We start from the raw sequence: 21,661 nt of genomic DNA, 5'->3' as shown, positions 1-21,661 counted from the left end.
GCTGATTGGCGCTTCTCCCGGGCGGGAACACGCCAGAGCGTGACCCAACGTATCGAGGACTATGCCCTCATCGGCGATCTGCAGACCGCCGCGCTGGTGGGCAGGGACGGTTCGGTCGACTGGCTCTGCCTGCCGCGGTTCGACTCGGGTGCCTGCTTCGCCGCGCTGCTGGGCGACGAGAACAACGGCCACTGGCGGATCGCGCCCGCGGGCGCGCGCACCTGCGCCCGGCGCGGCTATCTGGGTGAGTCGCTGGTCCTGGAGTCCGTGTGGGAGACCCGTACCGGCACGGTCCGTGTCCTCGACTTCATGCCGCAGCGCGACCGCGCCCCCGACCTCATGCGGGTCGTCGAGGGGGTGACGGGCCGGGTCGAGATGTCGTCCGTGCTGCGGCTGCGCTTCGACTACGGGTCGATCGTGCCGTGGATGCGGCGCCAGGACGGCCACCGCGTCGCGGTCGCGGGACCGGACTCCGTGTGGCTGCGCACCCGGCCGCGGGTCAAGACGTGGGGTCAGCAGTACAGCACCTGCTCGTCGTTCACGGTCGGCGCCGGGGACACCGTGTCGTTCTGTCTGACCTGGCACCCCTCGCACGAGGCGTGCCCGTCCTTCGTGGACCCGCAGGAGGCCCTGGAGCACACTCTGGAGGACTGGAAGAGCTGGTCGTCGCGCTGCACGTACGAGGGTCCGTACCGCGAGGCGGTGATCCGGTCGCTGATCACCCTGAAGGCCCTGACGTACGCGCCGACCGGCGGGATCGTCGCCGCGCCGACCACGTCCCTGCCCGAGGAGATCGGCGGCGTACGGAACTGGGACTACCGGCACTGCTGGCTGCGCGACTCGACGCTGACGCTGCGGGCGCTGCTCGCCGCCGGGTACCGGGAAGAGGCGGCGGCCTGGCGTGACTGGCTGCTGCGCGCGGTCGCGGGCGACCCGGCGGACCTCCAGATCATGTACGGGCTGGCGGGCGAGCGCCGGCTGCCGGAGATGGAGGTGCCGTGGCTGCGCGGCTACGGTGGCGCGCGACCGGTGCGGATCGGCAACGCGGCCGTGGACCAGCTCCAGCTCGACGTGTACGGCGAGGTCCTGGACACGCTGTACCTGGCGCGGGAGGCGGGGATGCCGCCCGCGGAACACGCGTGGGCGCTGCAACTGAGCCTGCTGGGGTTCCTGGAGTCGACATGGCGTCAGCCGGACGAGGGGCTGTGGGAGGTGCGCGGGCCGCGCCGCCAGTTCGTGCACTCGAAGGTCATGGCGTGGGCCGCCGCCGACCGGGCCGTGAAGACACTGGAGCGCAGTCCGGAGCTGCCGGGGGACGTGGCGCGGTGGCGGGTGATGCGGGACGAGGTGCACCGGGAGGTCTGCGAGCGGGGCTACGACCCGGCACGGAACACGTTCACGCAGTCGTACGGCTCGGTGGACCTGGACGCCGCGGCGCTGCTGATCCCCCGGGTCGGCTTCCTGCCGCCGGACGATCCGCGGGTGGCGGGAACGGTGGCGGCGGTGGGGCGGGAGCTGGGGCAGGACGGGTTCATCCGCCGGTACAGCACGGACGGCATCTCCGTGGACGGGCTGCCCGGCGGGGAAGGAACGTTTCTCGCGTGCTCGTTCTGGATGGTGGACGCGCTGCGCATGACGGGCCGGGTCGCGGAGGCACGGGAGCTGTTCGGGCGGCTGCTGGAGCTCCGCAACGACGTGGGGCTGCTGGCGGAGGAGTACGACCCGGCGGCGCGGCGGCAGCTCGGCAACTTCCCGCAGGCGTTCAGCCATGTCGCGCTCGTGGTGACGGCTCTCGCGCTGGCGCGGGAGGAGACGGCAGGATAGGCCCATGGATCTTGGACTGAAGGACCGTGTGTACGTCGTGACGGGCGCGTCGCGGGGCATCGGCCACGGTGTGGCGAAGGCCCTCGTGGCGGAGGGCGCGAAGGTCGTCGTCTCGGCGCGTGACGAGAAGGCGGTGACCGACGCGGCCACCGAGCTGGGCCCGAGCGCGGTCGGCGTGGCCGCGGACAACGCCGATCCGGCGGCGCCCGAAGCGCTGATCGCCACGGCCCGCTCCCAGTTCGGCGGCTTCGACGGCGTGCTGATCAGCGTGGGCGGGCCGGCACCCGGCTACGCCGCTGACACCACGGACGAGCAGTGGCAGGCGGCGTTCGACTCGGTGTTCATGGGCGCGGTGCGCATGGCGCGGGCGGCGGCGGCCACGCTGACGGAGGGCGGTGTCATCGGCTTCGTCCTGTCCAGCTCGGTGTACGAGCCGATCGCGGGCCTGACCATCTCCAACGGTCTGCGCCCCGGCCTCGCGGGCTTCGCCAAGTCGCTCGCCAACGAGGTCGGGCCCAGCGGCATCCGCGTGGTCGGCCTGGTCCCGGGCCGTATCGACACGGACCGGCTGCGGGAGATCGACGCCCTGTCGGGCGACCCGGCGGCGGCCCGCGCGGCCGCCGAGTCCCGCATCCCGCTGCGCCGCTACGGCACGCCGGAGGAGTTCGGCCGCACGGCCGCGTTCGTGCTGTCGCCGGCGGCGTCGTATCTGACGGGCGTGATGCTGCCGGTCGACGGCGGCGCGCTGCACGGCTTCTGAGCCCTCGTACGGGCGCTCCCGCCGCGCGGCGCCAAGCCGCGCCAACGTCACGCCACGCGGCGCGGGCGGCGTGACGCGGCCCTGAGCTGGACCTCCGCCGGAAGCTCGGGCAGGCCCGTGGCCTCGCGGGCACGGGCCAGGACGCCGTGCGTGAGCCCGGCGATGACCGCGTCGGGCGAGGCCTCCGGCTCCAGCAGCACGGAGACGTACGCCACGGGGGCGTCGCCCGCCCCGGTCACCCGCACGCGGGCGCGGGCGACGCCCTCCACGGCCTCGGCCGCCTCCTCCATGACCGCCTCCAGGGCCCGGCCGCGCAGCGTCGCACCGTCCCCGTCCCGCGTGTCGACCAGCACCTCGGCCGGCCGGGGGCGTCGGAACTGGGCGACCAGCCAGCCCAGCGCCAGCAGGACCAGCACGGCGAGGCCGCCCAGGACGACCGGCCACCACCACGCCTGGTCCCGCCACCGCTGCCGCGCGGACGCGCTGAGCAGCACGGTGCCGGGGTCCGCCCACAGCGCGCCCGCGAGCACACTGCCGCCGAGGCCCAGCAGAACCAGCCCGGTGAGCCCGATCAGGACCCGGTTGACGCTCCGCAGCACGCCGCTCACCCCCTCCGGCCGGGCCTGGTCACCTGCACGGACACATGCGGCGGCCGGGCCAGGCCCAGCTCCGCGACGCCTTCCGCCAGCGCCGCCTCCAGGTCGCGCCGCACGTCGTCGAGATCCCGGAAGTGGGACTCGGCCCGTACGGTGACCGCGGCGTGCCTCGCCCGTACGCGCGCGTCGCGGACGCCCGGCACGTCGAGGGCACGGTCCCGCAGCACCAGCGCCACGGCGTCCCGGTGCAGCCCCGCCCTGACGGACGCGCCGCCGTTCCGCATCGGCAGCACACGGCGCAGCCCCGGCGTCACCGCCAGCACCAGCAGCCCCACACCGAGCACGACGGCGACGGCGGCACCGGCCAGCACCCAGGGGTCGTCGAGCGTCCGCACCGCCAGCTCGTCCGCGAGCGCCCGCCGCCACCGCATGGCGGGCCGGTCCGCCCGCACCGCGGCGACGTCGTAGAGCACCAGGCCCGCCCCGGCCACCACGACCACCGCGACCACCGCGGCGGCCCTCCGCCGCACGGCCCAGAACCGATGTGGTCGGGCGGACCCCGGCTCCCCGGGCTGCGGCGGCTCTCCCGGCTGCGGCGGCTGCGGCGGCTCGGGCGGGCCGGGTGGGCCTGGCTCCGGGGGACGGGGGGCTGTCATCGGGGGGCTCCGTGGCGGTGCGTGGGGTGGAGGCGTTCCACGTGGACGGCCACGTCCGGCACGGTCTGGCCGGTCAGTTCCTGGAGCCGCCACGTCACCCACTGGCGGACGGCGGCACAGCGGGCGCCGATGTCGGAGGGGTACGCCAGTTCCAGCACCACGCGGACGTGCGCCCTGTCGTGGTGCTTCACGACCGTCGCGCGCGGGGCCCGTGCGGCCTCCGGGACGCCTCCTTGGGCGGTCAGGGCCTCGTCGGCGGCGCGGGACGCGATCTTGGCCAGGACGCGGTCCGCGATCGTCGTCGCCCCGCGGTCCGCCGCCGGGACCCGGTCCGCGCCCCGCGCGTCGGGCACGGCCGTCACCGCCGCCGGCCGCCGCGGTCGCCGCGGTCGTCGCGGTCGCGGAGGCGGAGCAGGTCGCCGGGTTCGAGGTCGCCGTCGGCGATCCGGCCGGCCACGAACCCGATCGCTCCCAGGGCGGCGACCAGCAGAAACGCCGCGAAGCCGCCGAAGTACCCGGCGAACCCGAGGCCCATGCCGGCCAGCAGGCCGGTCGGCGCCATGCTCATGGTGCGCTCCTCACCGGGCGGGACAGGGACGCCGCTACCGGAGCCGTGGCCCCGGCCCGCCCGAGCCCTCGCCCCCGTACTCGTCCCCCTCCAGATCCTGGCCGTCCTCGTCGTAGCCGTCGCCGTCGCGGTCGTCGCCGTCGCCGTCGTCCTCGTCGGGCAGCTTCACGTCCATGACGGCGATGTTGACCTCGACGACCTCCAGACCGGTCATCCGCTCCACCGCGGCGATCACGTTCTCCCGTACGGCCCGTGCGACGTCCGCGATCGAGACCCCGTAGTCGACGACGATCTCCAGGTCGAGCGCCGTCTGCACCTCACCGACCTCGGCCTTCACGCCGCGCCCCGCGCCGGCCCGCGCGCCGCCCGGCACCCGGTCGCGCACGGCGCCGAACGTACGGGACAGCCCGCTGCCCAGCGCGTGGACGCCGACGACGTCACGGGCGGCGAGCCCGGCGACCTTCTCCACCACGCCCTCGGTGACGGTCGTACGGCCCCGCTCGGCCGGGCGGCCGCCGCCGTCACCGGCGCCTGGCGCCGGCTGAGGGGTCTCGGGCATCACGGTTCCATCCCTTTCGTACGGGTGTGGAGTCCGTTGACCACACTAAGCGCACGGCAGTACGCACGCTCCTGGACAGCGGCTCACCCGGGGGGGCTCAGTCCGCGAGGCCTGCGAGGTCGCGCAGACGGCGGGCCTGGGCGGCGCGCTCGGCGACGCGCTGCTCGTCGTACGTACGGTCCGCCGCGCCGCGCAGCAGGGCCTTGGTCTCGATGACGGCGTCGCGGGGGGCGGCGAGCAGCGCGGCGGCGAGGTCGCGCACGGCGCTGTCGAGCTCGTCGAGGGGCACGACGAGGTTGGCCAGCCCGATGCGCTCGGCCTCGTCGGCGTGGACGAAGCGGCCGGTGGCGCAGATCTCCAGCGCGCGGGCGTAGCCGACGGCGCCGACGAGCGGATGCGTACCGGTGAGGTCGGGGACGAGACCCAGGCTGGTCTCGCGCATGGCGAACTGCGCGTCCTGCGCGGCGACCCGCAGGTCGCAGGCGAGGGCGAGCTGGAAGCCGGCACCGATGGCATGCCCCTGGACGGCCGCGACCGACACGATGTCGTTGCGGCGCCACCAGGTGAACGCCTCCTGGTACTCGGCGATGACGGCGTCGAGCGCCTCGTCGGAGCCGCGCGCCAGGTCGAGGAACGACGGCTCGCCGTCGAAGCCCTCGGGCGTGAAGGCCTGCCGGTCGAGGCCCGCGGAGAAGGACTTGCCCTCACCGCGCAGCACGACCACCCGCACGCTGCCCGGAAGCAGCCGCCCCGCCTCCACCAGGGCCCGCCACATGGCGGGCGACTGGGCGTTGCGCCTGTCCGGGTTGGCGAGGGTCACCGTGGCGACGGCGTCCTCGACGGTGAGCCGTACACCGTCCTTGTCGAGTACGACGCGAGTGGGGTCGAGCGAGGTCATGCGGGCCTCCGGTTCCGGTGCAGCGTGCAGCAGGCCGTGACCGGCCGGCCGTGCCGACTGTGTGTCGGACGACAAATTACTGCACAGTAACCACCCGGTCGACCGTCAGGATCGAACGGTCGCCGGACGAACCGTCGGGTTCGACCGGGCGGTCCCTGCCGGAACCGGTGGGCGCCGTACGAGCCGCGCTCGGATCAGGCCGTGGGGGCCTTCTTGCCTCGCGTCGCTCCGCCGCGTCCACGCAGCGTGACTCCGGATTCACTGAGCATCCGGTGCACGAATCCGTAGGACCGGCCGGTCTCCTCGGCCAGGGCCCGGATGCTCGCACCGGCGTCGTACTTCTTCTTCAGGTCTGCCGCGAGCTTGTCGCGCGCGGCGCCGGTCACCCGGCTGCCCTTCTTCAGAGTCTCGGCCACCCGTGCCTCCTCATGGGAAGTGCGCTCTGGACTTCTCATGATCACCCCTCCGGGGCCACATGGCCAGCCATTCGACAAGGTCCGTGCCACAAGGTTTCGGCCTTCGGCGGCCGCCGCCCCGGCCGATATCCCGGACACGCCGCGAGCCCGGCGGCGAAGTACCAGGTCAGCGGGGCGCCGTAAAGAAACGCGCGGCGCGGCCCCGGCGACGGAAAATCTGCCGGATGCCACGCCGCGATATGAGATCGCCTCACTCAGATGAAGGATCACGGCTAAGCCGAATGATCCATACGGAGACGATCAGTGAAGGCCCTGGCGGTGCCTGTGGGGTCAGGCGAGCGCCACGAGGTCCGCGTAGTCGGCGCCCCACAGGTCCTCGACACCGTCCGGGAGGAGGATGATCCGCTCCGGCTGGAGGGCGTCGACGGCGCCCTCGTCGTGCGTGACCAGCACGACCGCGCCCTTGTAGGTGCGCAGCGCGCCGAGGATCTCCTCGCGGCTGGCCGGGTCGAGGTTGTTGGTGGGCTCGTCCAGGAGGAGGACGTTGGCGGAGGAGACGACCAGGGTGGCCAGGGCCAGCCGGGTCTTCTCACCGCCGGACAGCACACCCGCGGGCTTGTCGACGTCGTCGCCGGAGAAGAGGAACGAGCCCAGCACCTTGCGGACCTCGACGAGGTCGAGGTCGGGCGCGGCGGACCGCATGTTCTCCAGGACCGTGCGGTCCGGGTCGAGGGTCTCGTGCTCCTGCGCGTAGTAGCCGAGCTTGAGGCCGTGGCCCGGGGTGACCTGCCCGGTGTCGGGCTTCTCGACGCCGGCCAGCAGCCGCAGCAGCGTGGTCTTGCCGGCGCCGTTGAGACCGAGGATGACGACGCGGGAGCCCTTGTCGATGGCCAGGCTGACGTCGGTGAAGATCTCCAGCGAGCCGTACGACTTGGACAGGCTCTCGGCCGTGAGCGGGGTCTTGCCGCAGGGCGAGGGCTCGGGGAAGCGCAGCTTGGCGACCTTGTCGGACTGCCGCACCTCCTCCAGGCCCGAGAGGAGCTTCTCGGCGCGGCGGGCCATGTTCTGCGCGGCGACCGTCTTGGTGGCCTTGGCGCGCATCTTGTCGGCCTGCGCGTTGAGGGCGGCGGCCTTCTTCTCGGCGTTCTGCCGCTCGCGGCGGCGGCGCTTCTCGTCGTCCTCGCGCTGGCGCTGGTAGAGCTTCCAGCCCATGTTGTAGATGTCGATGACGGACCGGTTGGCGTCCAGGTAGAAGACCTTGTTGACGACCGTCTCGACGAGGTCGACGTCGTGGGAGATGACGACGAAGCCGCCCCGGTACGTCTTGAGGTAGTCGCGCAGCCAGGTGATCGAGTCGGCGTCGAGGTGGTTCGTCGGCTCGTCGAGGAGGAGCGTGTCGGCGTCCGAGAAGAGGATGCGGGCCAGCTCGATACGGCGGCGCTGACCGCCGGACAGGGTGTGCAGCGGCTGGCCGAGCACCCGGTCGGGCAGACCGAGGGCGGCGGCGATGGTGGAGGCCTCGGCCTCGGCGGCGTACCCGCCCTTGGTGAGGAACTCGGTCTCCTGGCGCTCGTACTGCTTGAGGGCCTTCTCGCGGGTGGAGCCCTTGCCGGTGGCGATGCGCTCCTCGTTCTGCCGCATCTTGCGGATCAGGACGTCGAGGCCGCGGGCGGACAGGATGCGGTCGCGGGCGAGCACGTCGAGGTCGCCGGTGCGCGGGTCCTGCGGGAGGTAGCCGACCTCTCCGGAGCGGCTGATGGTGCCGGCGGCGGGCATGCCCTCGCCGGCCAGGCACTTGGTGAGGGTGGTCTTGCCGGCGCCGTTGCGGCCGACCAGGCCGATGCGGTCGCCCTTGGCGATACGGAACGAAGCGGACTCGATGAGGACGCGGGCGCCGGCGCGCAGCTCGATGCCGGTGGCGGTGATCACGGACAGACTCCAGGGCAGGGGGGACGGCGGAAGAACAGCGGCTGCGGTGACTTCGACACCGTCTAATGCACGGGGAGAATGGCCATGCGGCCAGTCTAACGGGCGTATGCAACTGCTTTTTCGGTGCTGCGCGCACACCGGCCGGATGCGCAGCCGGTTGCACAGCCGGATGCGCAAAAGGGGCACCTCCTGGCGCCGCTGCCGATACTCGGCGCAGGACCGTGGCGTACGGACGTCCGACGGAGGGTGGTGCCCGCGTATGCGGTTCGACGAGGACGCGGACCTGGACCCCTCGGAGGTACGGGACGTGCGCGGCAGCCGCGTCCCGGGAGGCCGGGCGACGGTGGGCGGCGGGGTCGCGGGGCTGATCGCGCTGCTGCTGGCGGTGTTCTTCGGGGTCGGGCCCGAGCAGCTCGGGCTGACGGAGGACGGCGCCTCGGACCCGGCGGTGGGTGCGTCGGCGGTCGGTGCGTCGGCGGCGGGCGAGGTCGGCGACGCGTGCCGGAAGGGCGCGGCGGCGAACACGCGGGACGACTGCCGGATCGTGGCGGTGGTCAACAGCGTGCAGGACTACTGGCGGGCGGAGTTCGCGCGGCGGGGCGAGACGTACACGGACGCGCGGACAGTGCTGTTCAGCGGGCGGGTCGGAACGGCGTGCGGGGCGGCGACGTCGGCGGTGGGGCCGTTCTACTGCCCCGGCGACCGGCAGGTGTACCTGGACCTGGGGTTCTTCGGGGAGCTGCGGAGCCGGTTCGGGGCGTCGGGCGGGCCGTTCGCGCAGGCGTACGTGGTGGCGCACGAGTACGGGCACCATGTGCAGAACCTGACGGGCACGCTGAGCCGGGCGCGGGACGGCCAGCCGGGGGCGGGGAGCGGCGCGGTGCGCGTGGAGCTGCAGGCCGACTGCTACGCGGGCGTGTGGGCGAGGCACGCGACGCGGACGCCGGACGGGCGGACGGGGCGGCCGGTGCCGGCGGAGGTGACCGAGCGGGACCTGCGGGACGCGCTGGACGCCGCGGCGGCGGTGGGCGACGACCGGATCCAGGAGCGGTTCCAGGGGCGGGTGACCCCGGAGACGTGGACGCACGGGTCGGCCGAGCAGCGCCGCCAGTGGTTCGCGCGGGGCTACCGCACGGGGGACGCGGCGCGGTGCGACACGTTCCGGTGACCGGGGGGCGGTGGACGACGGGCGTTGTCAGTGGCGGCACCAGGGGCGGCGATGCCGTCTTCGCCGAGGCGATGGCCGAGGCGATGGCCGAGGCGATGGCCGACGCGGGCCCGGTCGGCGTGTACGTCGTCGTGGACGACACGGAGCCCACCACGCCCGGGCCCTGGAACAGGACGTCGAGATCCTGATGCCCCCGACGTGCCAGGGGTACGGCTCCCGCGCCTCCATGGCGCGCGACGCCGAGGGCAACGTGTGGAGCTTCGGCACGTACGCCCCGGGGCCGCGGGGTGATCGGGCGGGGCGGGCGCGGGGCGGGCGGCTTCCGTGGGAGGCGGGTGGTCAGGCGCCGCCCGTGTGGACCTGGAAGGCGGCGCGGCGTACGGCTTTGGCCAGGGCCGGGTCCGGGTGGGCGGCGGCCAGGGCCACCAGGACCTGGACCGTGCGGGGGTGGCCCACCGCGCGCACCTCGTCGAGCAGGGCCGGGACGGTGCCCTGCACGGCGGACTCCAGGTGGCGCACGAGCAGGTCGCTCTCGCCGTGGTCGACGACCGCCGCGGCCGTGTCGACCCAGAGCCAGGTGGCCTCCTCGCGGGTCAGCACGTCGGGTGCCTCGTCGGCGTCGGCGCCCTCGTGCTCGGCCAGCCAGAGCAGGGCGTACGGGCGCAGGGCCGGCTCGTCGACGACCGCCCGTACGTCGGCCTCGGCGGCGGCGCCGACCACGCGCAGCGCCTCGAACGCGAGGCCCCGCAGCAGGGCGTCGTCGCCGCGGGCGACCGCGAGCAGCTCGGCGACCGCGGTGTTCACGGGGCGGGCGGCGAGCCAGGCACGGTACTCGGCGCGGGCCGGTCCGGGGGTGAGACGTACGCAGCCGCGCAGCATGTCCTCGGCGGGCTGCTCGATGTGGCCGGCCGGGCTCTGCGCGGCGACGCAGATCTGCTCCAGCTTCACCCACACCGCCCAGTTGCCGAGCGGCGTGAGGGTGGCCTGCCCGTCGCCGAGGGTCAGGGCGCCGACGGCGGCCAGGCCTTCGAGCGCCCAGTCGAGCAGGTGCGGCAGGCCGTCCGGGCCGGCGGCGATGGCGGCGGTGGCGGCGCCGGCCGGGGTCGAGACCTGTTCTGTGGTGTCGTACGGGACCTCGCAGCGTTCCTCGCGGAGTTCCGCGACCCGCTGCCGGAGCAGGTCGAGCAGGGCCGGGACGAGGACGGGGCCCGCGGAGAGCTGGAGAAGGGAGAGGACCTGCGGAACGGCCTCCACGACTTCGGCGACCGCCGCCGGCTCGGCGTCGCGCGGGGCCGGGTGGGCCAGCGACCAGGCGTCGAGGAGCGCGACCCAGCCGCGCAGCGCCGCGGAGTCGTCGCGGTCCCAGGCGCGCAGCCGCCACCCGGGGCGGACGGTGTCGCCGTGCAGCTCGACGAGACCGGCGAGACGTGCGCGGTCCCAGGCGGCGCGCACCTGGTCCGGTGTCAGGTCCAGTGCCGCTGCGGCCCGTTCCTGCGCGGAGCCGGGGGCGGATGCGGTGACGGGGCCGCGGTCGACGGCGGCCCAGCGGGCGACACGTACGGCGTCGGCCAGGACGCGCCGGGCCTGACGGGCCAGTTCCGTCCGCGGCGGCGTGCCCTCCGGCGGCCTTGGCGCCGGCCTCGTCCGCCGGTCGGCCACCGCCCGCCGTGCGGTCGTCGCCAGCGACCGGGGGCGGACGAGTCGGAGTCCGGAGTTGCGCGCCAGTTGCTCATCAGGCTTTCGAGACGTCACGGGGGCAGTCTTCCCGCTGACGGCCCGAAAGCCCAAACGGAATGACGTGGTCGCTCTGACGAAGCGCCAGGAAGGAGGTGCCGGCCGGGTCAGACGAGGGCGGTGAGGAAGCGGCGCAGCGCCTCCTCGTAGCGGTCCGGGTCGGCGTTCCACATGGCGGCGTGCGGGGCGTGCCGGACGGTGTGGAGCGTGACGAGGCCGGGGCGGCGGGCGGCGAGGGCGCGGGACGGGGCCCAGGGGGCGATGCGGTCGTCGGGGCCGTGGAAGACCAGTGTGGGGACGCGCAGGGCCTCCGGGTCAGCGGCCTCGCGGAGCCGGTCGCCGTGCAGGCCGGTCCTGCCCTGCGCGGCCCGTACGGCCAGTGGCAGCAGGGAGGACGGGACGCGGCGGGCCGTGGCCAGGGAGCGGAGGGTGGCCTCCCAGTCGAGGACCGGCGAGTCCAGGACCAGGCCGGCGATACGGTCCCGCAGCCCGCTGTGCGCGGCGGCGTGCAGGGCCATGGCCGCGCCGGTGGACCAGCCGTACAGGATGACGCGCCGGGCGCCGTGCCGGACGGCGTGCCGCACGGCGGCGTCGAGGTCCCGCCACTCGGAGTCGCCGAGGTGGCTCAGGCCGTCGGCGGGGCGCGGGGCGCCGGGGTCGCCGCGGTAGTTGATGTCGAGGACGGGGAGCCGGTTCTCGGCGAGGAAGCCCAGCACGTTCAGCGCGTGCTCCCGGGTGGTGCCGATGCCGTGGACGGTGATCACCCAGGTGGTGCGGGCGCCGGGCACGTGCCAGGCGGGGAGGGTGCCGAGCTCGCCGGGCACGTCCAGGTCCTCGTGGGCGAGGCCGAGCGCGGAGGCGGGGGTTCCGGTGTACAGCTGCGGAGTGAGGCGGACGCGGCTGCCGGCGTCGAGGATGCCGTGGTGGACGCGTTCCAGGCGCCGTACGACGGTGTCCGGGGCGTGCGGCACCCCGTCGAGCACCGGGCCGACCACCGCGTGGACGCCGGGGCCCTCCAGTCCGTACACGCCGGGGCGGAGGGAGGTGAGGCCGCGGGTGAGGGTGACGCGGCCGGGGCCCGTGGCGTGCACGGTGAGGCGCGGCTCCCCGGGGAGGGGGCGGCCGGGGCGCGGCTTCAGCGCGGCGTCGCTGGCGTAGCGGCCCGCGGCGACGGCGGCCGCGCCGAGACCCAGGACGGTGGTGACGGCGGTTGCCGCCGCTGTAGCCGTGCGCACCGTTCCAGTGTCGACCGGCCCCCACGGGCCTGCCAGCCAACAGCCGACCCCCGGGTGACGCTCCCGCCGTGCGGATGATCCGGGCGGGGTGAGGAGGATCTCGTTCGGGGGATGGTGGGGCCCTGGGACAAGGGCTGGGCGTAACCGGAACGGGGTGGGCGCGGTTGGAGACACCGTGACGACGGACCCAGTTCACCTTCCGTTCACCCAGGTTGCCTACGTTCAGCGAGCTACTGACGTCGAACGATTGCCTGGGTAAATGGAACACATCACGCTGCTGCTCGCCATTGTGGTCGTGACAGCTCTCGTGTTCGATTTCACAAACGGTTTCCATGACACCGCCAACGCGATGGCCACGACCATCTCGACCGGCGCGATGAAGCCCAAGGCCGCGGTGGCCATGTCCGCCGTGCTGAACCTGGTGGGCGCGTTCCTGTCCGTGGAGGTCGCCAAGACGATCTCCAAGGGGCTCGTCGACGAGACAGGGATCCAACCGGAGGTCATCCTCGCCGCGCTGGTCGGCGCGATCCTCTGGAACCTTCTGACCTGGCTCGTCGGACTTCCGTCCAGCTCCTCCCACGCCCTCATGGGCGGTCTGATCGGCGCGACGGTCGCCTCCATCGGCTTCAGCGGCGTCAACGGCGGCGTCGTCCTCACCAAGGTGCTGATCCCGGCCGTCGCGGCCCCGCTGGTCGCGGGTGTCGCCTCCATGGTCGCGGCCCGGTCGACGTACAGGATCGGCGCGAACATCGACGAGAAGACCAGCGGCAAGGGCTACAAGGCCGGCCAGATCGCCTCCGCGGGCCTCGTCTCCCTCGCCCACGGCACCAACGACGCGCAGAAGACCATGGGCATCATCACCCTCGCCCTGGTCGCCGGCGGCGCCCTCGCCCCCGGCTCCAACCCGCCGGTGTGGGTCATCGTCTCGGCCGGTGTGGCGATCGCGCTCGGCACCTACCTGGGCGGCTGGCGCATCATCCGCACCATGGGCAAGGGCCTCACGGACCTCCAGCCGCAGCAGGGCTTCGCCGCCCAGACCGGCGCGGCGACCGTGATCCTCGCCTCCTCGCACCTCGGCTTCTCGCTCTCCACCACCCACGTCTGCTCCGGCGCCGTGATGGGTGCGGGCCTCGGCCGCAAGGGCGGTGTGGTCCGCTGGTCCACCGCGACGCGCATGTTCGTCGCCTGGGGCCTGACCCTGCCGGCCGCCGGTCTCGTGGCCGCGCTCGCCGAGTTCGTCGCCCGCCAGGGTGACTGGGGCATCGCCGTCGTCGCCGCCTTCCTCGTCGGCTCCTCGACCGCGATCTGGTTCGTCTCCCGCCGCCAGGTCGTCAATCACGCCAACGTCAACGACGTGGAGGACGAGGCCCGGGCCTCCGACGCCGAGCCCGCCGGTGTCGTCACCACCGCCATCGCCGCCGTCACCCCGCCGCCCGCCGGCGCGGTCGCCACGGCCGCCGCGGACACGGACGACGACGCCCTCAAGACGACCATCCCGGCCCCGGCCGCCGAACCGGCGCCCACGGCCACGGTCTAAGGAAAGAACGGCATCACCATGAAAATCGACTGGGCAGCTCTCGGCTCCGTCTTCGGCGTGGGCCTCGTCACCACCGTCGCGCTCGTCGCCCTCTTCACCCTCGGCATGGTCGGCCTCTCCAAGCAGGAGCAGGCCTCGCAGCAGGGCGGCTCCGCCGTGCTGGCGCGCACCGGCGCGTACGCCTGCTTCGCGTTGTGCGCCGCGGCCATCGCGTACGGGATCTATCTGATCGTCGCCTGAGCGGGCCACTGTCCTCCACTGGGCCGGCCGTACCTTCCGGTACGGTCGGCCCAGTCGGTGTCTGTGGGGCTCGGCACACTGCTCCGTCGCAGGTCAAGAGTGAGTTGACGGGCCTTCGCGGGCCGTGGTGGACTTCCCGGGCCAGTTACGGCGGCAGGAGAGGAAGCCGGTGCGATTCCGGCGCGGTCCCGCCACTGTCACCAGGTCACGCGCACGAGGTGCGGCGGGGCCCGGGAGCCAGGAACTCTCGCCGCCGGTCACGTCGAGCCAGGGCGCGGACCCTGAGTGAGGACATTGCGCCATGCCCGGCTGCCTTTCTTCCCGTACGCCAAGACGTTCCCGTGGTCCGGTAGGTGTGACGGGCTGCTGAGCCGATGCCTGCTGTGCGTAGCGAAGTCGTGTTCGCGTACGGCGCCACCGCCGGGCTGCTCGGTGATCTGCTGCTCGGCGATCCCCGTCGGGGTCATCCCGTGGCCGCCTTCGGACGGGCCGCCGGTGCCGTGGAGGGCGCGTTGTGGCGCGACCACCGCGCTTGGGGCGCGCTTCACACCGCCGTGTGCGCCGGTGGCGCCGCGGCCGCTGCCGCGCTCGCCGCGCGTGCCGTACGGGGCCGGGGCGCGGCGTCCGTCGCGTTGACCGCCGCCACGGTGTGGGCCGTCGTCGGAGGCACGTCCCTGGGGCGTGAGGCACGGGCGATCGGCGGGGCGTTGGCCGCCGGCGACCTGGACGTGGCGCGGGAGCGGCTGCCGCATCTGTGCGGGCGCGACCCGCAGTCCCTGGACGGGCCCGGGATCGCGCGGGCCGTCGTGGAGTCCGTCGCCGAGAACACGTCCGACGCGGTCGTGGGCGCCCTGGTGTGGGGCGCGGCCGCGGGCGTGCCGGGTCTTGTCGCGTTCCGGGCCGTCAACACCCTGGACGCCATGGTCGGGCACAGGTCCGCGCGGTACCGGCGGTTCGGCTGGGCGTCGGCGCGGCTCGACGACGTGGCGGGCTGGCCCGGCGCGCGGCTCACGGCCGGGCTCGCGGTGCTCGCGGGCGGTGACCGGCGCGGAGCCGTACGGGCCTGGAGGAACGACGCGGGCAAGCACCCGAGCCCCAACGCCGGGCAGGTGGAGGCGGCGTTCGCCGGGGCCTTGGGCGTACGGCTCGGGGGCACCCTCTCGTACGGGGGCCGGGTCGAGCACCGGCCGGTCCTGAACGGAGAGGGGCGGGCCGTCGAGGTGGCGGACATCGAACGGGCGGTGCGGCTGTCGCGCCGGGTGAGCGGGCTGGCGCTGGCCGCCTGCGTGGGCGGGAGGCTCCTGTACGGGGCCATGAAGCGGAGGCGTGCATGAGGGGCGGGGGGCTGCTCGTCGCGGGGACCACATCCGACGCGGGCAAGAGCGTCGTGACGGCCGGCATCTGCCGGTGGCTGGTACGGCAGGGCGTGAAGGTCGCGCCGTTCAAGGGGCAGAACATGTCCCTGAACTCGTTCGTGACGCGCGAGGGCGCCGAGATCGGGCGGGCGCAGGCCATGCAGGCGCAGGCCGCCCGCGTCGAGCCGACCGCGCTGATGAACCCGGTGCTGCTGAAGCCGGGCAGCGACCGGACCAGCCAGGTCGTGCTGATGGGCAAGCCCGTGGGCGAGCTGAGCGCGCGCGGCTACCACGGCGGGCGGCAGCAGGCGCTGCTCGGCACCGTCGTGGAGTGCCTGGAGGAGCTGCGGGCCACGCACGACGCGGTGGTCTGCGAGGGCGCCGGAAGCCCCGCCGAGATCAATCTGCGGCGCAACGACATCGTCAACATGGGCATCGCGCGGGCCGCGCGCTTCCCGGTGCTCGTGGTCGGGGACATCGACCGGGGCGGGGTGTTCGCGCAGTTCTTCGGCACGACGGCGCTGCTGGCGGCGGAGGACCAGGAGCTGGTGGCGGGCTATCTCGTCAACAAGTTCCGGGGCGACGTGACGCTGCTGGAGCCCGGACTCGACATGCTGTACGACCTGACGGGCCGTCGGACCTTCGGGGTGCTGCCGTACGCGCACGGGCTCGGCATCGACGAGGAGGACGGGCTGAGGGTGTCCTTGCGGGGCGCGGTGCGGGAGTCGGTCGTCGCCCCGCCGGTGGGTGAGGACGTCCTGCGGGTCGCGGTGTGCGCCGTGCCGCTGATGTCGAACTTCACGGACGTGGACGCGCTGGCCGCCGAACCGGGGGTCGTGGTGCGGTTCGTGGACCGGCCGGAGGAGCTGGCCGACGCCGACCTGGTGGTCGTACCGGGTACGCGCGGCACGGTGAAGGCCCTGGCGTGGCTGCGGGAGCGGGGGCTGGCGGAGGCGCTGGCGCGGCGCGCCGCCGAAGGGCGGCCGGTGCTGGGCATCTGCGGCGGGTTCCAGGCGCTGGGCGAGCGGATCGAGGACGAGGTCGAGTCCCGGGCGGGGGAGGTCGAGGCGCTGGGGCTGCTGCCGGTGCGGGTGCGGTTCGCGGCCGAGAAGACGTTGGCGCGGCCGTCCGGTGAGGCTCTGGGCGAGCCCGTGGACGGGTACGAGATCCACCACGGCGTCGCGGACGTACGGGGCGGGGAGCCGTTCCTGGACGGCTGCCGCGTCGGCGCGGTGTGGGGCACGCACTGGCACGGGTCGCTGGAGAGCGACGGGTTCCGGCGGGCGTTCCTGCGGGAGGTGGCCCGCGCCGCCGGGCGGCGGTTCGTCCCGGCGCCCGACACGTCGTTCGCCGCGCTGCGGGAGGAGCAGCTGGACCGGCTGGGCGACCTGATCGAGCAGCACGCGGACACGGACGCGCTGTGGAAGCTCATCGAGTCGGGCCCGCCGGGCGGGCTGCCGTTCGTCGCACCGGGGGCGCCGTGAGCACCCCCGGCGGGACCACCCCCGCGCACGCGGGGACCACAGAGCCCGTACGGCAGTCGACTTCGCAGTGCCGGGACCACCCCCGCGAAGGCGGGGACCACGGGACCATCGTGGCTCGTCGCGACCGTGTAAACGTACCCACTCGCAGCAGTTCCCTCGAAAGGGGTATCCGTTAATGGCCTCGGTTCCCTACCCGTTCACGGCTGTCGTCGGCATGGACGACATGCGGCTGAGTCTGCTGCTCAACGCGGTCGCGCCGCAGATCGGCGGTGTGCTCGTCCGAGGCGAGAAAGGGACCGCCAAATCGACGGTCGTGCGCGGGTTGACGGCCCTGCTGCCCGCGATGGACGTCATCCCGGGCTGCCGCTTCTCGTGCGCGCCCTCGGCGTCCGACCCAGAGTGCCCTGACGGGCCGCACGAACCGGGAGCGGGCACCTCGCGTCCGACGCGACTGGTCGAGCTGCCCGTCGGGGCCTCCGAGGATCGGCTCGTCGGGGCGCTGGACATCGAGCGGGCGCTGTCCGAGGGCGTGAAGGCGTTCGAGCCGGGGCTGCTGGCGCAGGCGCACCGGGGGATTCTGTACGTCGACGAGGTCAATCTGCTGCACGACCACCTCGTTGACCTGCTGCTCGACGCCGCCGCGATGGGCGCCTCCCACGTCGAGCGTGAAGGTGTGTCCGTGCGGCATGCCGCGCGCTTTCTGCTCGTCGGGACCATGAATCCCGAGGAGGGTGAGCTGCGGCCGCAGCTGCTCGACCGGTTCGGGCTCACCGTGGAGGTCGCCGCCTCGCGGGACCCGGAGCAGCGGGTCGAGGTGGTGCGGCGCAGGCTCGCGTACGACGACGACCCGGCCGGCTTCGCGGCGCGCTGGGCGGGCGAGGAGGCCGCGCTGCGTGAGCGGATCGTGGCCGCGCGGGCGCTGCTGCCGCAGGTGGTGCTCGGGGACGACGCGCTGCGCCAGATCGCGGCGACGTGCGCGGCGTTCGAGGTGGACGGTATGCGCGCGGACATCGTGATGGCCCGGACGGCGACGGCGCTGGCCGCGTGGGCGGGGCGTACGGATGTGACCGTGGACGACGTGCGGCAGGCGGCGCTGTTGGCGCTGCCGCACCGGCGGCGGCGGAATCCTTTCGATGCGCCCGGCCTCGATCAGGACAAACTGGACCAGACGCTGGAGGAGTTCGGGGGCGACGACGATCCGGAGCCCGACCCGCAGGGTCCGGACGACAACGGTGGCGGCCCGGACGGCGGCGGTGGCATTCCGCCGCAGTCGCAGGGGCCCGACGCGGGTGGTGCCGGTAGTACGGAGCCGGCCGGGGAGCAGCCCGAGCCCGAGGCGGCGCCGTCGCCCGGTGCGGGCGGCCCCGCCCGGGAGCAGGCTCCGGTCAACGCCGCCGAGCCGTTCCGTACGAAGGCGCTGACCGTCCCGGGGCTCGGTGACGGTGCCGCCGGGCGCCGCTCCCGGGCGCGTACCGAGCACGGCCGGACGACCGGGGCGCGCCGCCCGCGGGGCGCCCTCACGAAGCTGCACCTGGCGGCGACCGTGCAGGCGGCGGCCCCGCATCAGCGGGCGCGCGGCCGGTCGGGCCCGGGGCTCGTCGTACGCCGCGACGATCTGCGCCAGGCGGTGCGGGAGGGGCGCGAGGGCAACCTGGTGCTGTTCGTGGTGGACGCGTCCGGTTCGATGGCGGCCCGGCGGCGCATGGCCGCGGTGAAGGGCGCCGTGCTGTCGCTGCTGCTCGACGCGTACCAGCGGCGGGACAAGGTGGGTCTGGTGACGTTCCGGGGGCGGGGCGCGGAGCTGGTGCTGCCGCCGACGTCGTCGGTGGACGCGGCGGCGGCGCGGCTGGAGCGGTTGCCGACCGGGGGGCGTACGCCTCTGTCGGCCGGGCTGCTGAAGGCGCACGATGTGCTGCGCGTGGAGCGGCTGCGGGATCCGGCGCGGCGGCCGTTGCTGGTCGTCGTGACGGACGGGCGGGCGACGGGGGGCGTGGAGCCGCTGAGGACGGCCGCGCGGGCCGCCGGGCTGCACGCCGCCGACGGGACCGCGTCGGTCGTGGTGGACTGCGAGACCGGGCCGGTGCGGCTGGGGCTCGCCGCCGAGCTGGCGCGGAATCTGGGCGGGACCGCCGTCACGCTGGACGAGCTGCGGGCGGACGCGATCGCCGGGGTCGTCAAGGATGTTCGTACAACGGGTATTTCGAGGAGGGCCGCATAGTGCCGCAGGGACAGCCGACCGTCGTGCCGAACGACGGGCTCACCACCCGCCAGCGCCGTAACCGGCCGCTGGTGATGGTGCACACGGGCGTGGGCAAGGGGAAGTCGACGGCCGCGTTCGGGATGGCGCTGCGCGCCTGGAACCAGGGCTGGCCCGTCGGGGTGTTCCAGTTCGTGAAGTCGGCGAAGTGGAGGGTCGGCGAGGAGAACGCGCTGAAGGCGCTCGGCGAGACCGGCAAGGGCGGGACCGTCACCTGGAACAAGATGGGTGAGGGCTGGTCGTGGATCCAGCGCGACCCCAAGGACGGCGAGCCGTCGCACGAGGAGAAGGCCCGGGAGGGCTGGGAGCAGGTCAAGCGGGACCTGGCGGCCGAGACGTACCGGTTCTATGTGCTGGACGAGTTCGCCTACCTGCTGCACTGGGGGTGGGTGGACACGGCCGAGGTGGTCGAGGTGCTGCGGAACCGGCCGGGGCAGCAGCATGTGGTGATCACCGGGCGTAACGCGCCGCAGGAGCTGGTGGACTTCGCGGATCTCGTCACGGACATGTCGAAGGTGAAGCACCCGATGGACGCGGGTCAGAAGGGCCAGCGGGGTATCGAGTGGTAGGGGTTCCGCGTCTCGTCATCGCCGCGCCGTCGTCGGGCGCGGGCAAGACCACGGTCGCGACCGGGCTGATGGCCGCGTTCGCGGAGCGTGGTCTCGCCGTGTCGCCGCACAAGGTGGGCCCGGACTACATCGATCCGGGCTACCACGCGCTGGCGACCGGCAGGCCCGGGCGGAACCTCGACGCGTTCATGTGCGGTACGGAGCTGGTGGCGCCGCTGTTCGCGCATGGCGCGCTGGGGTGTGACCTGGCGGTCGTCGAGGGTGTGATGGGGCTGTTCGACGGCGCTGCCGACCGGGGTGAGCTGGCGTCGACGGCGCAGGTGGCGAAGTTGCTGAAGGCGCCGGTGGTGCTGGTCGTCGACGCGTCGTCGCAGTCGCGGTCGGTGGCGGCGCTGGTGCACGGGTTCGCGTCGTGGGATCCGGAGGTGCGGATCGGCGGGGTGATCCTCAACAAGGTCGCGACCGATCGGCACGAGGCGCTGCTGCGGGAGGCGTTGGACGGGTCGGGGGTGCCGGTGCTGGGGGTGCTGCGGCGGGCGGCGGCCGTGGCGACGCCGTCGCGGCATCTGGGGTTGGTGCCGGTGGCGGAGCGGCGGGCGGAGGCCGTGGACGCCGTGCGGGCGCAGGGGGCGCGGGTGCGGGAGGGGTGCGATCTGGAGGCGCTGCTGGCGTTGGCGCGGTCGGCGCCGCCGCTGGACGTGGAGCCGTGGTCGGCCGAGGTGGCGGAGCGGGTGCCCGCCGGGGGTTCCGACCGCGAAGGCGCCCGTCCCGTCGTTGCCGTCGCTGGGGGCCCCGCGTTCACGTTCTCGTATGCGGAGCATGCCGAATTGCTGCGGGCGGCGGGGGCTGAGGTTGTGGCGTTCGATCCGTTGCGGGACGAGAAACTTCCGGAGGGCACCGGCGGTTTGGTGATCGGGGGTGGGTTTCCCGAGGTGTATGCGCCGGAGTTGTCCGCGAATGAGGCGTTGCGGGAGGCCGTTGCCGCGCTGGCGCGGTCGGGGGCGCCCGTGGCGGCGGAGTGTGCGGGGCTGCTGTATCTTGCGCGGTCGCTGGACGGGCGGCCGATGTGCGGGGTGCTGGACGCGGACGCGCGGATGTCGGAGCGGCTCACGCTCGGGTACCGGGACGCGGTGGCGATGACCGACAGTCCGGTGGCGGCGGCCGGGACGCGGATGCGGGGGCACGAGTTCCACCGGACGGTGCTGGAGCCGGGTGCGGGTCCGTCGCCGGCGTGGGGGATGCGGGTTCCGGAGCGTCGTGTGGAGGGGTTCGTACGGGGCGGGGTGCACGCCAGTTACGTGCACACGCACTGGGCGGCGGTGCCGGAGGCGGCGCGGCGGTTCGTGCGGTACTGCCGGCCGTGACGCTCGTGGTGGGTGTCGGGGCCCGGCGGGGGGTGACCGCGGACGAGGTGTACGGGCTCGTGGTGGCCGTACTGCGGGACGCGGGGCTGCCGTTGGCGGACGTGGCCGCGCTGGCGACCGTCGACACCAAGGCCGAGGAGGCGGGGGTCGTGGAGGCCGCGGCGCGCCTCGGGGTGCCGCTGCGGGCCTACCCGGCGTGGGAGCTGGCGCTGGTCGCCGTACCGCATCCGTCCGGTGCGGCGCTGGCGGCGGTCGGCACGCCGTCCGTGGCGGAGGCGGCGGCGCTGGCGGGCGGCGGCGAACTCGTCGTACCGAAGCGGACGTCGGCCCCGGATGCCGGGGCTGCGGGGCGCGTGACGTGTGCGGTGGCGCGCGGGGCTGTGCGGTTGCCGGTGGAGGGGCGGGGGTACACCCGTGGGGACGCGGCGTTCGGGTTACCGGGGCCGTGCCGAGCCACCACCGTCACCGATTCCCGGCAGTCGTCTCCGGCGTCCTGATCCCCGAAGGGGGCG

The 21,661-nt window shown here is 74.2% G+C and carries 20 protein-coding genes, 2 pseudogenes and 1 riboswitch; of the genes and pseudogenes, 12 read left to right on the top strand and 10 right to left on the bottom strand.

All coding sequences use genetic code 11. The features are described 5' to 3' along the window. Positions 1-39: 39 nt before the first annotated feature. Entirely contained in the window at positions 40-1,824 is a 1,785-nt protein-coding gene (locus HTZ82_RS21345; RefSeq protein ID WP_175411052.1) for a glycoside hydrolase family 15 protein, read from the top strand. Between the two features lie 4 nt (positions 1,825-1,828). Further along, the gene (locus HTZ82_RS21340) at positions 1,829-2,584 is read left to right on the top strand and encodes an SDR family oxidoreductase (protein WP_175411051.1); all 756 of its coding nucleotides are present in this window, start codon (positions 1,829-1,831) and stop codon (positions 2,582-2,584) included. A 47-nt stretch (positions 2,585-2,631) separates the two neighbouring features. Here the strand turns inward: HTZ82_RS21340 and amaP are convergent, their stop codons facing one another. The 8 genes from amaP to HTZ82_RS21300 all read right to left on the bottom strand — a co-directional run bounded on the left by amaP (position 2,632) and on the right by HTZ82_RS21300 (position 8,206). After that, complete coding sequence (amaP, locus tag HTZ82_RS21335; RefSeq protein WP_175411050.1) at positions 2,632-3,192, bottom strand: alkaline shock response membrane anchor protein AmaP; 561 nt, start codon at positions 3,190-3,192, stop codon at positions 2,632-2,634. Continuing rightward, positions 3,189-3,710, bottom strand: a complete 522-nt coding sequence (locus tag HTZ82_RS21330; RefSeq protein WP_375540843.1) for a DUF6286 domain-containing protein — start codon at positions 3,708-3,710, stop codon at positions 3,189-3,191. The genes amaP and HTZ82_RS21330 overlap by 4 nt, the downstream gene beginning before the upstream one ends. A gap of 122 nt (positions 3,711-3,832) precedes the next feature. Next, a complete protein-coding gene (locus tag HTZ82_RS21325; RefSeq protein WP_175411048.1) occupies positions 3,833-4,189 on the bottom strand; it encodes an Asp23/Gls24 family envelope stress response protein in 357 nt (118 codons plus the stop codon). 5 nt (positions 4,190-4,194) lie between these two features. Beyond that, positions 4,195-4,404, bottom strand: coding sequence for a hypothetical protein (locus tag HTZ82_RS21320; RefSeq protein ID WP_175411047.1), 210 nt, complete (start codon positions 4,402-4,404; stop codon positions 4,195-4,197). 34 nt (positions 4,405-4,438) lie between these two features. After that, a complete protein-coding gene (locus HTZ82_RS21315; RefSeq protein WP_175411046.1) occupies positions 4,439-4,963 on the bottom strand; it encodes an Asp23/Gls24 family envelope stress response protein in 525 nt (174 codons plus the stop codon). A gap of 97 nt (positions 4,964-5,060) precedes the next feature. After that, positions 5,061-5,861, bottom strand: coding sequence for an enoyl-CoA hydratase/isomerase family protein (locus tag HTZ82_RS21310; protein ID WP_175411045.1), 801 nt, complete (start codon positions 5,859-5,861; stop codon positions 5,061-5,063). Positions 5,862-6,055: 194 nt separating this feature from the next. Continuing rightward, positions 6,056-6,277 carry a helix-turn-helix domain-containing protein gene (locus HTZ82_RS21305; protein ID WP_016826854.1) on the bottom strand — a complete coding sequence of 74 codons (222 nt, stop codon included), beginning with the start codon at positions 6,275-6,277 and terminating at the stop codon, positions 6,056-6,058. 330 nt (positions 6,278-6,607) lie between these two features. Continuing rightward, a complete protein-coding gene (locus HTZ82_RS21300) occupies positions 6,608-8,206 on the bottom strand; it encodes an ABC-F family ATP-binding cassette domain-containing protein (protein ID WP_175411044.1) in 1,599 nt (532 codons plus the stop codon). A 259-nt stretch (positions 8,207-8,465) separates the two neighbouring features. Between HTZ82_RS21300 and HTZ82_RS21295 the strand changes: the two genes are divergently transcribed. Continuing rightward, positions 8,466-9,374: a neutral zinc metallopeptidase gene (locus tag HTZ82_RS21295; RefSeq protein WP_175411043.1), complete on the top strand. Its 909-nt coding sequence runs from the start codon at positions 8,466-8,468 to the stop codon at positions 9,372-9,374. Continuing rightward, positions 9,341-9,663: pseudogene (locus tag HTZ82_RS33120) on the top strand (VOC family protein); the annotation flags it as partial. The gene HTZ82_RS21295 and the pseudogene HTZ82_RS33120, both read left to right, overlap by 34 nt. A 50-nt stretch (positions 9,664-9,713) precedes the next feature. Here the strand turns inward: HTZ82_RS33120 and HTZ82_RS21285 are convergent. Beyond that, positions 9,714-11,126, bottom strand: coding sequence for a hypothetical protein (locus HTZ82_RS21285; RefSeq protein WP_375540842.1), 1,413 nt, complete (start codon positions 11,124-11,126; stop codon positions 9,714-9,716). An 89-nt stretch (positions 11,127-11,215) separates the two neighbouring features. Continuing rightward, complete coding sequence (locus tag HTZ82_RS21280; protein ID WP_175411042.1) at positions 11,216-12,343, bottom strand: alpha/beta fold hydrolase; 1,128 nt, start codon at positions 12,341-12,343, stop codon at positions 11,216-11,218. A gap of 259 nt (positions 12,344-12,602) precedes the next feature. On the opposite strand from HTZ82_RS21280, the gene HTZ82_RS21275 reads away from it, so the two are divergent. The 8 genes and pseudogenes from HTZ82_RS21275 (at position 12,603) to HTZ82_RS21240 (ending at position 21,646) form a co-directional block, all read left to right on the top strand. Continuing rightward, the gene (locus tag HTZ82_RS21275) at positions 12,603-13,880 is read left to right on the top strand and encodes an inorganic phosphate transporter (RefSeq protein ID WP_175411041.1); all 1,278 of its coding nucleotides are present in this window, start codon (positions 12,603-12,605) and stop codon (positions 13,878-13,880) included. Positions 13,881-13,898: 18 nt separating this feature from the next. Next, the gene (locus HTZ82_RS21270) at positions 13,899-14,120 is read left to right on the top strand and encodes a hypothetical protein (protein ID WP_175411040.1); all 222 of its coding nucleotides are present in this window, start codon (positions 13,899-13,901) and stop codon (positions 14,118-14,120) included. A 158-nt stretch (positions 14,121-14,278) separates the two neighbouring features. Continuing rightward, a riboswitch (cobalamin riboswitch) is annotated at positions 14,279-14,367 on the top strand. 127 nt (positions 14,368-14,494) lie between these two features. Further along, a complete protein-coding gene (locus tag HTZ82_RS21265) occupies positions 14,495-15,454 on the top strand; it encodes a cobalamin biosynthesis protein (RefSeq protein ID WP_217624402.1) in 960 nt (319 codons plus the stop codon). After that, a pseudogene (locus tag HTZ82_RS21260) lies at positions 15,451-17,091 on the top strand (cobyric acid synthase). Before HTZ82_RS21265 ends, HTZ82_RS21260 begins: the two are co-directional and overlap by 4 nt. A gap of 43 nt (positions 17,092-17,134) precedes the next feature. After that, a complete protein-coding gene (locus tag HTZ82_RS21255) occupies positions 17,135-19,177 on the top strand; it encodes a putative cobaltochelatase (RefSeq protein ID WP_175411037.1) in 2,043 nt (680 codons plus the stop codon). Further along, positions 19,177-19,785 (top strand): cob(I)yrinic acid a,c-diamide adenosyltransferase, encoded by a 609-nt coding sequence (cobO, locus tag HTZ82_RS21250; RefSeq protein WP_175411036.1) that lies wholly within the window; start codon positions 19,177-19,179, stop codon positions 19,783-19,785. The genes HTZ82_RS21255 and cobO overlap by 1 nt, the downstream gene beginning before the upstream one ends. After that, complete coding sequence (locus tag HTZ82_RS21245; protein ID WP_175411035.1) at positions 19,779-21,149, top strand: cobyrinate a,c-diamide synthase; 1,371 nt, start codon at positions 19,779-19,781, stop codon at positions 21,147-21,149. Before cobO ends, HTZ82_RS21245 begins: the two co-directional genes overlap by 7 nt. Then, positions 21,146-21,646: a cobalamin biosynthesis protein gene (locus HTZ82_RS21240; protein ID WP_175411034.1), complete on the top strand. Its 501-nt coding sequence runs from the start codon at positions 21,146-21,148 to the stop codon at positions 21,644-21,646. Before HTZ82_RS21245 ends, HTZ82_RS21240 begins: the two co-directional genes overlap by 4 nt. Positions 21,647-21,661 lie beyond the last annotated feature (15 nt).

This window comes from Streptomyces sp. TRM64462, from assembly GCF_013362995.1.
In the GTDB taxonomy this organism is placed as follows: domain Bacteria; phylum Actinomycetota; class Actinomycetes; order Streptomycetales; family Streptomycetaceae; genus Streptomyces.
The sequence above is the reverse complement of the archived record's forward strand: the minus strand, read 5'-3'. Positions and strand labels throughout refer to the sequence as shown.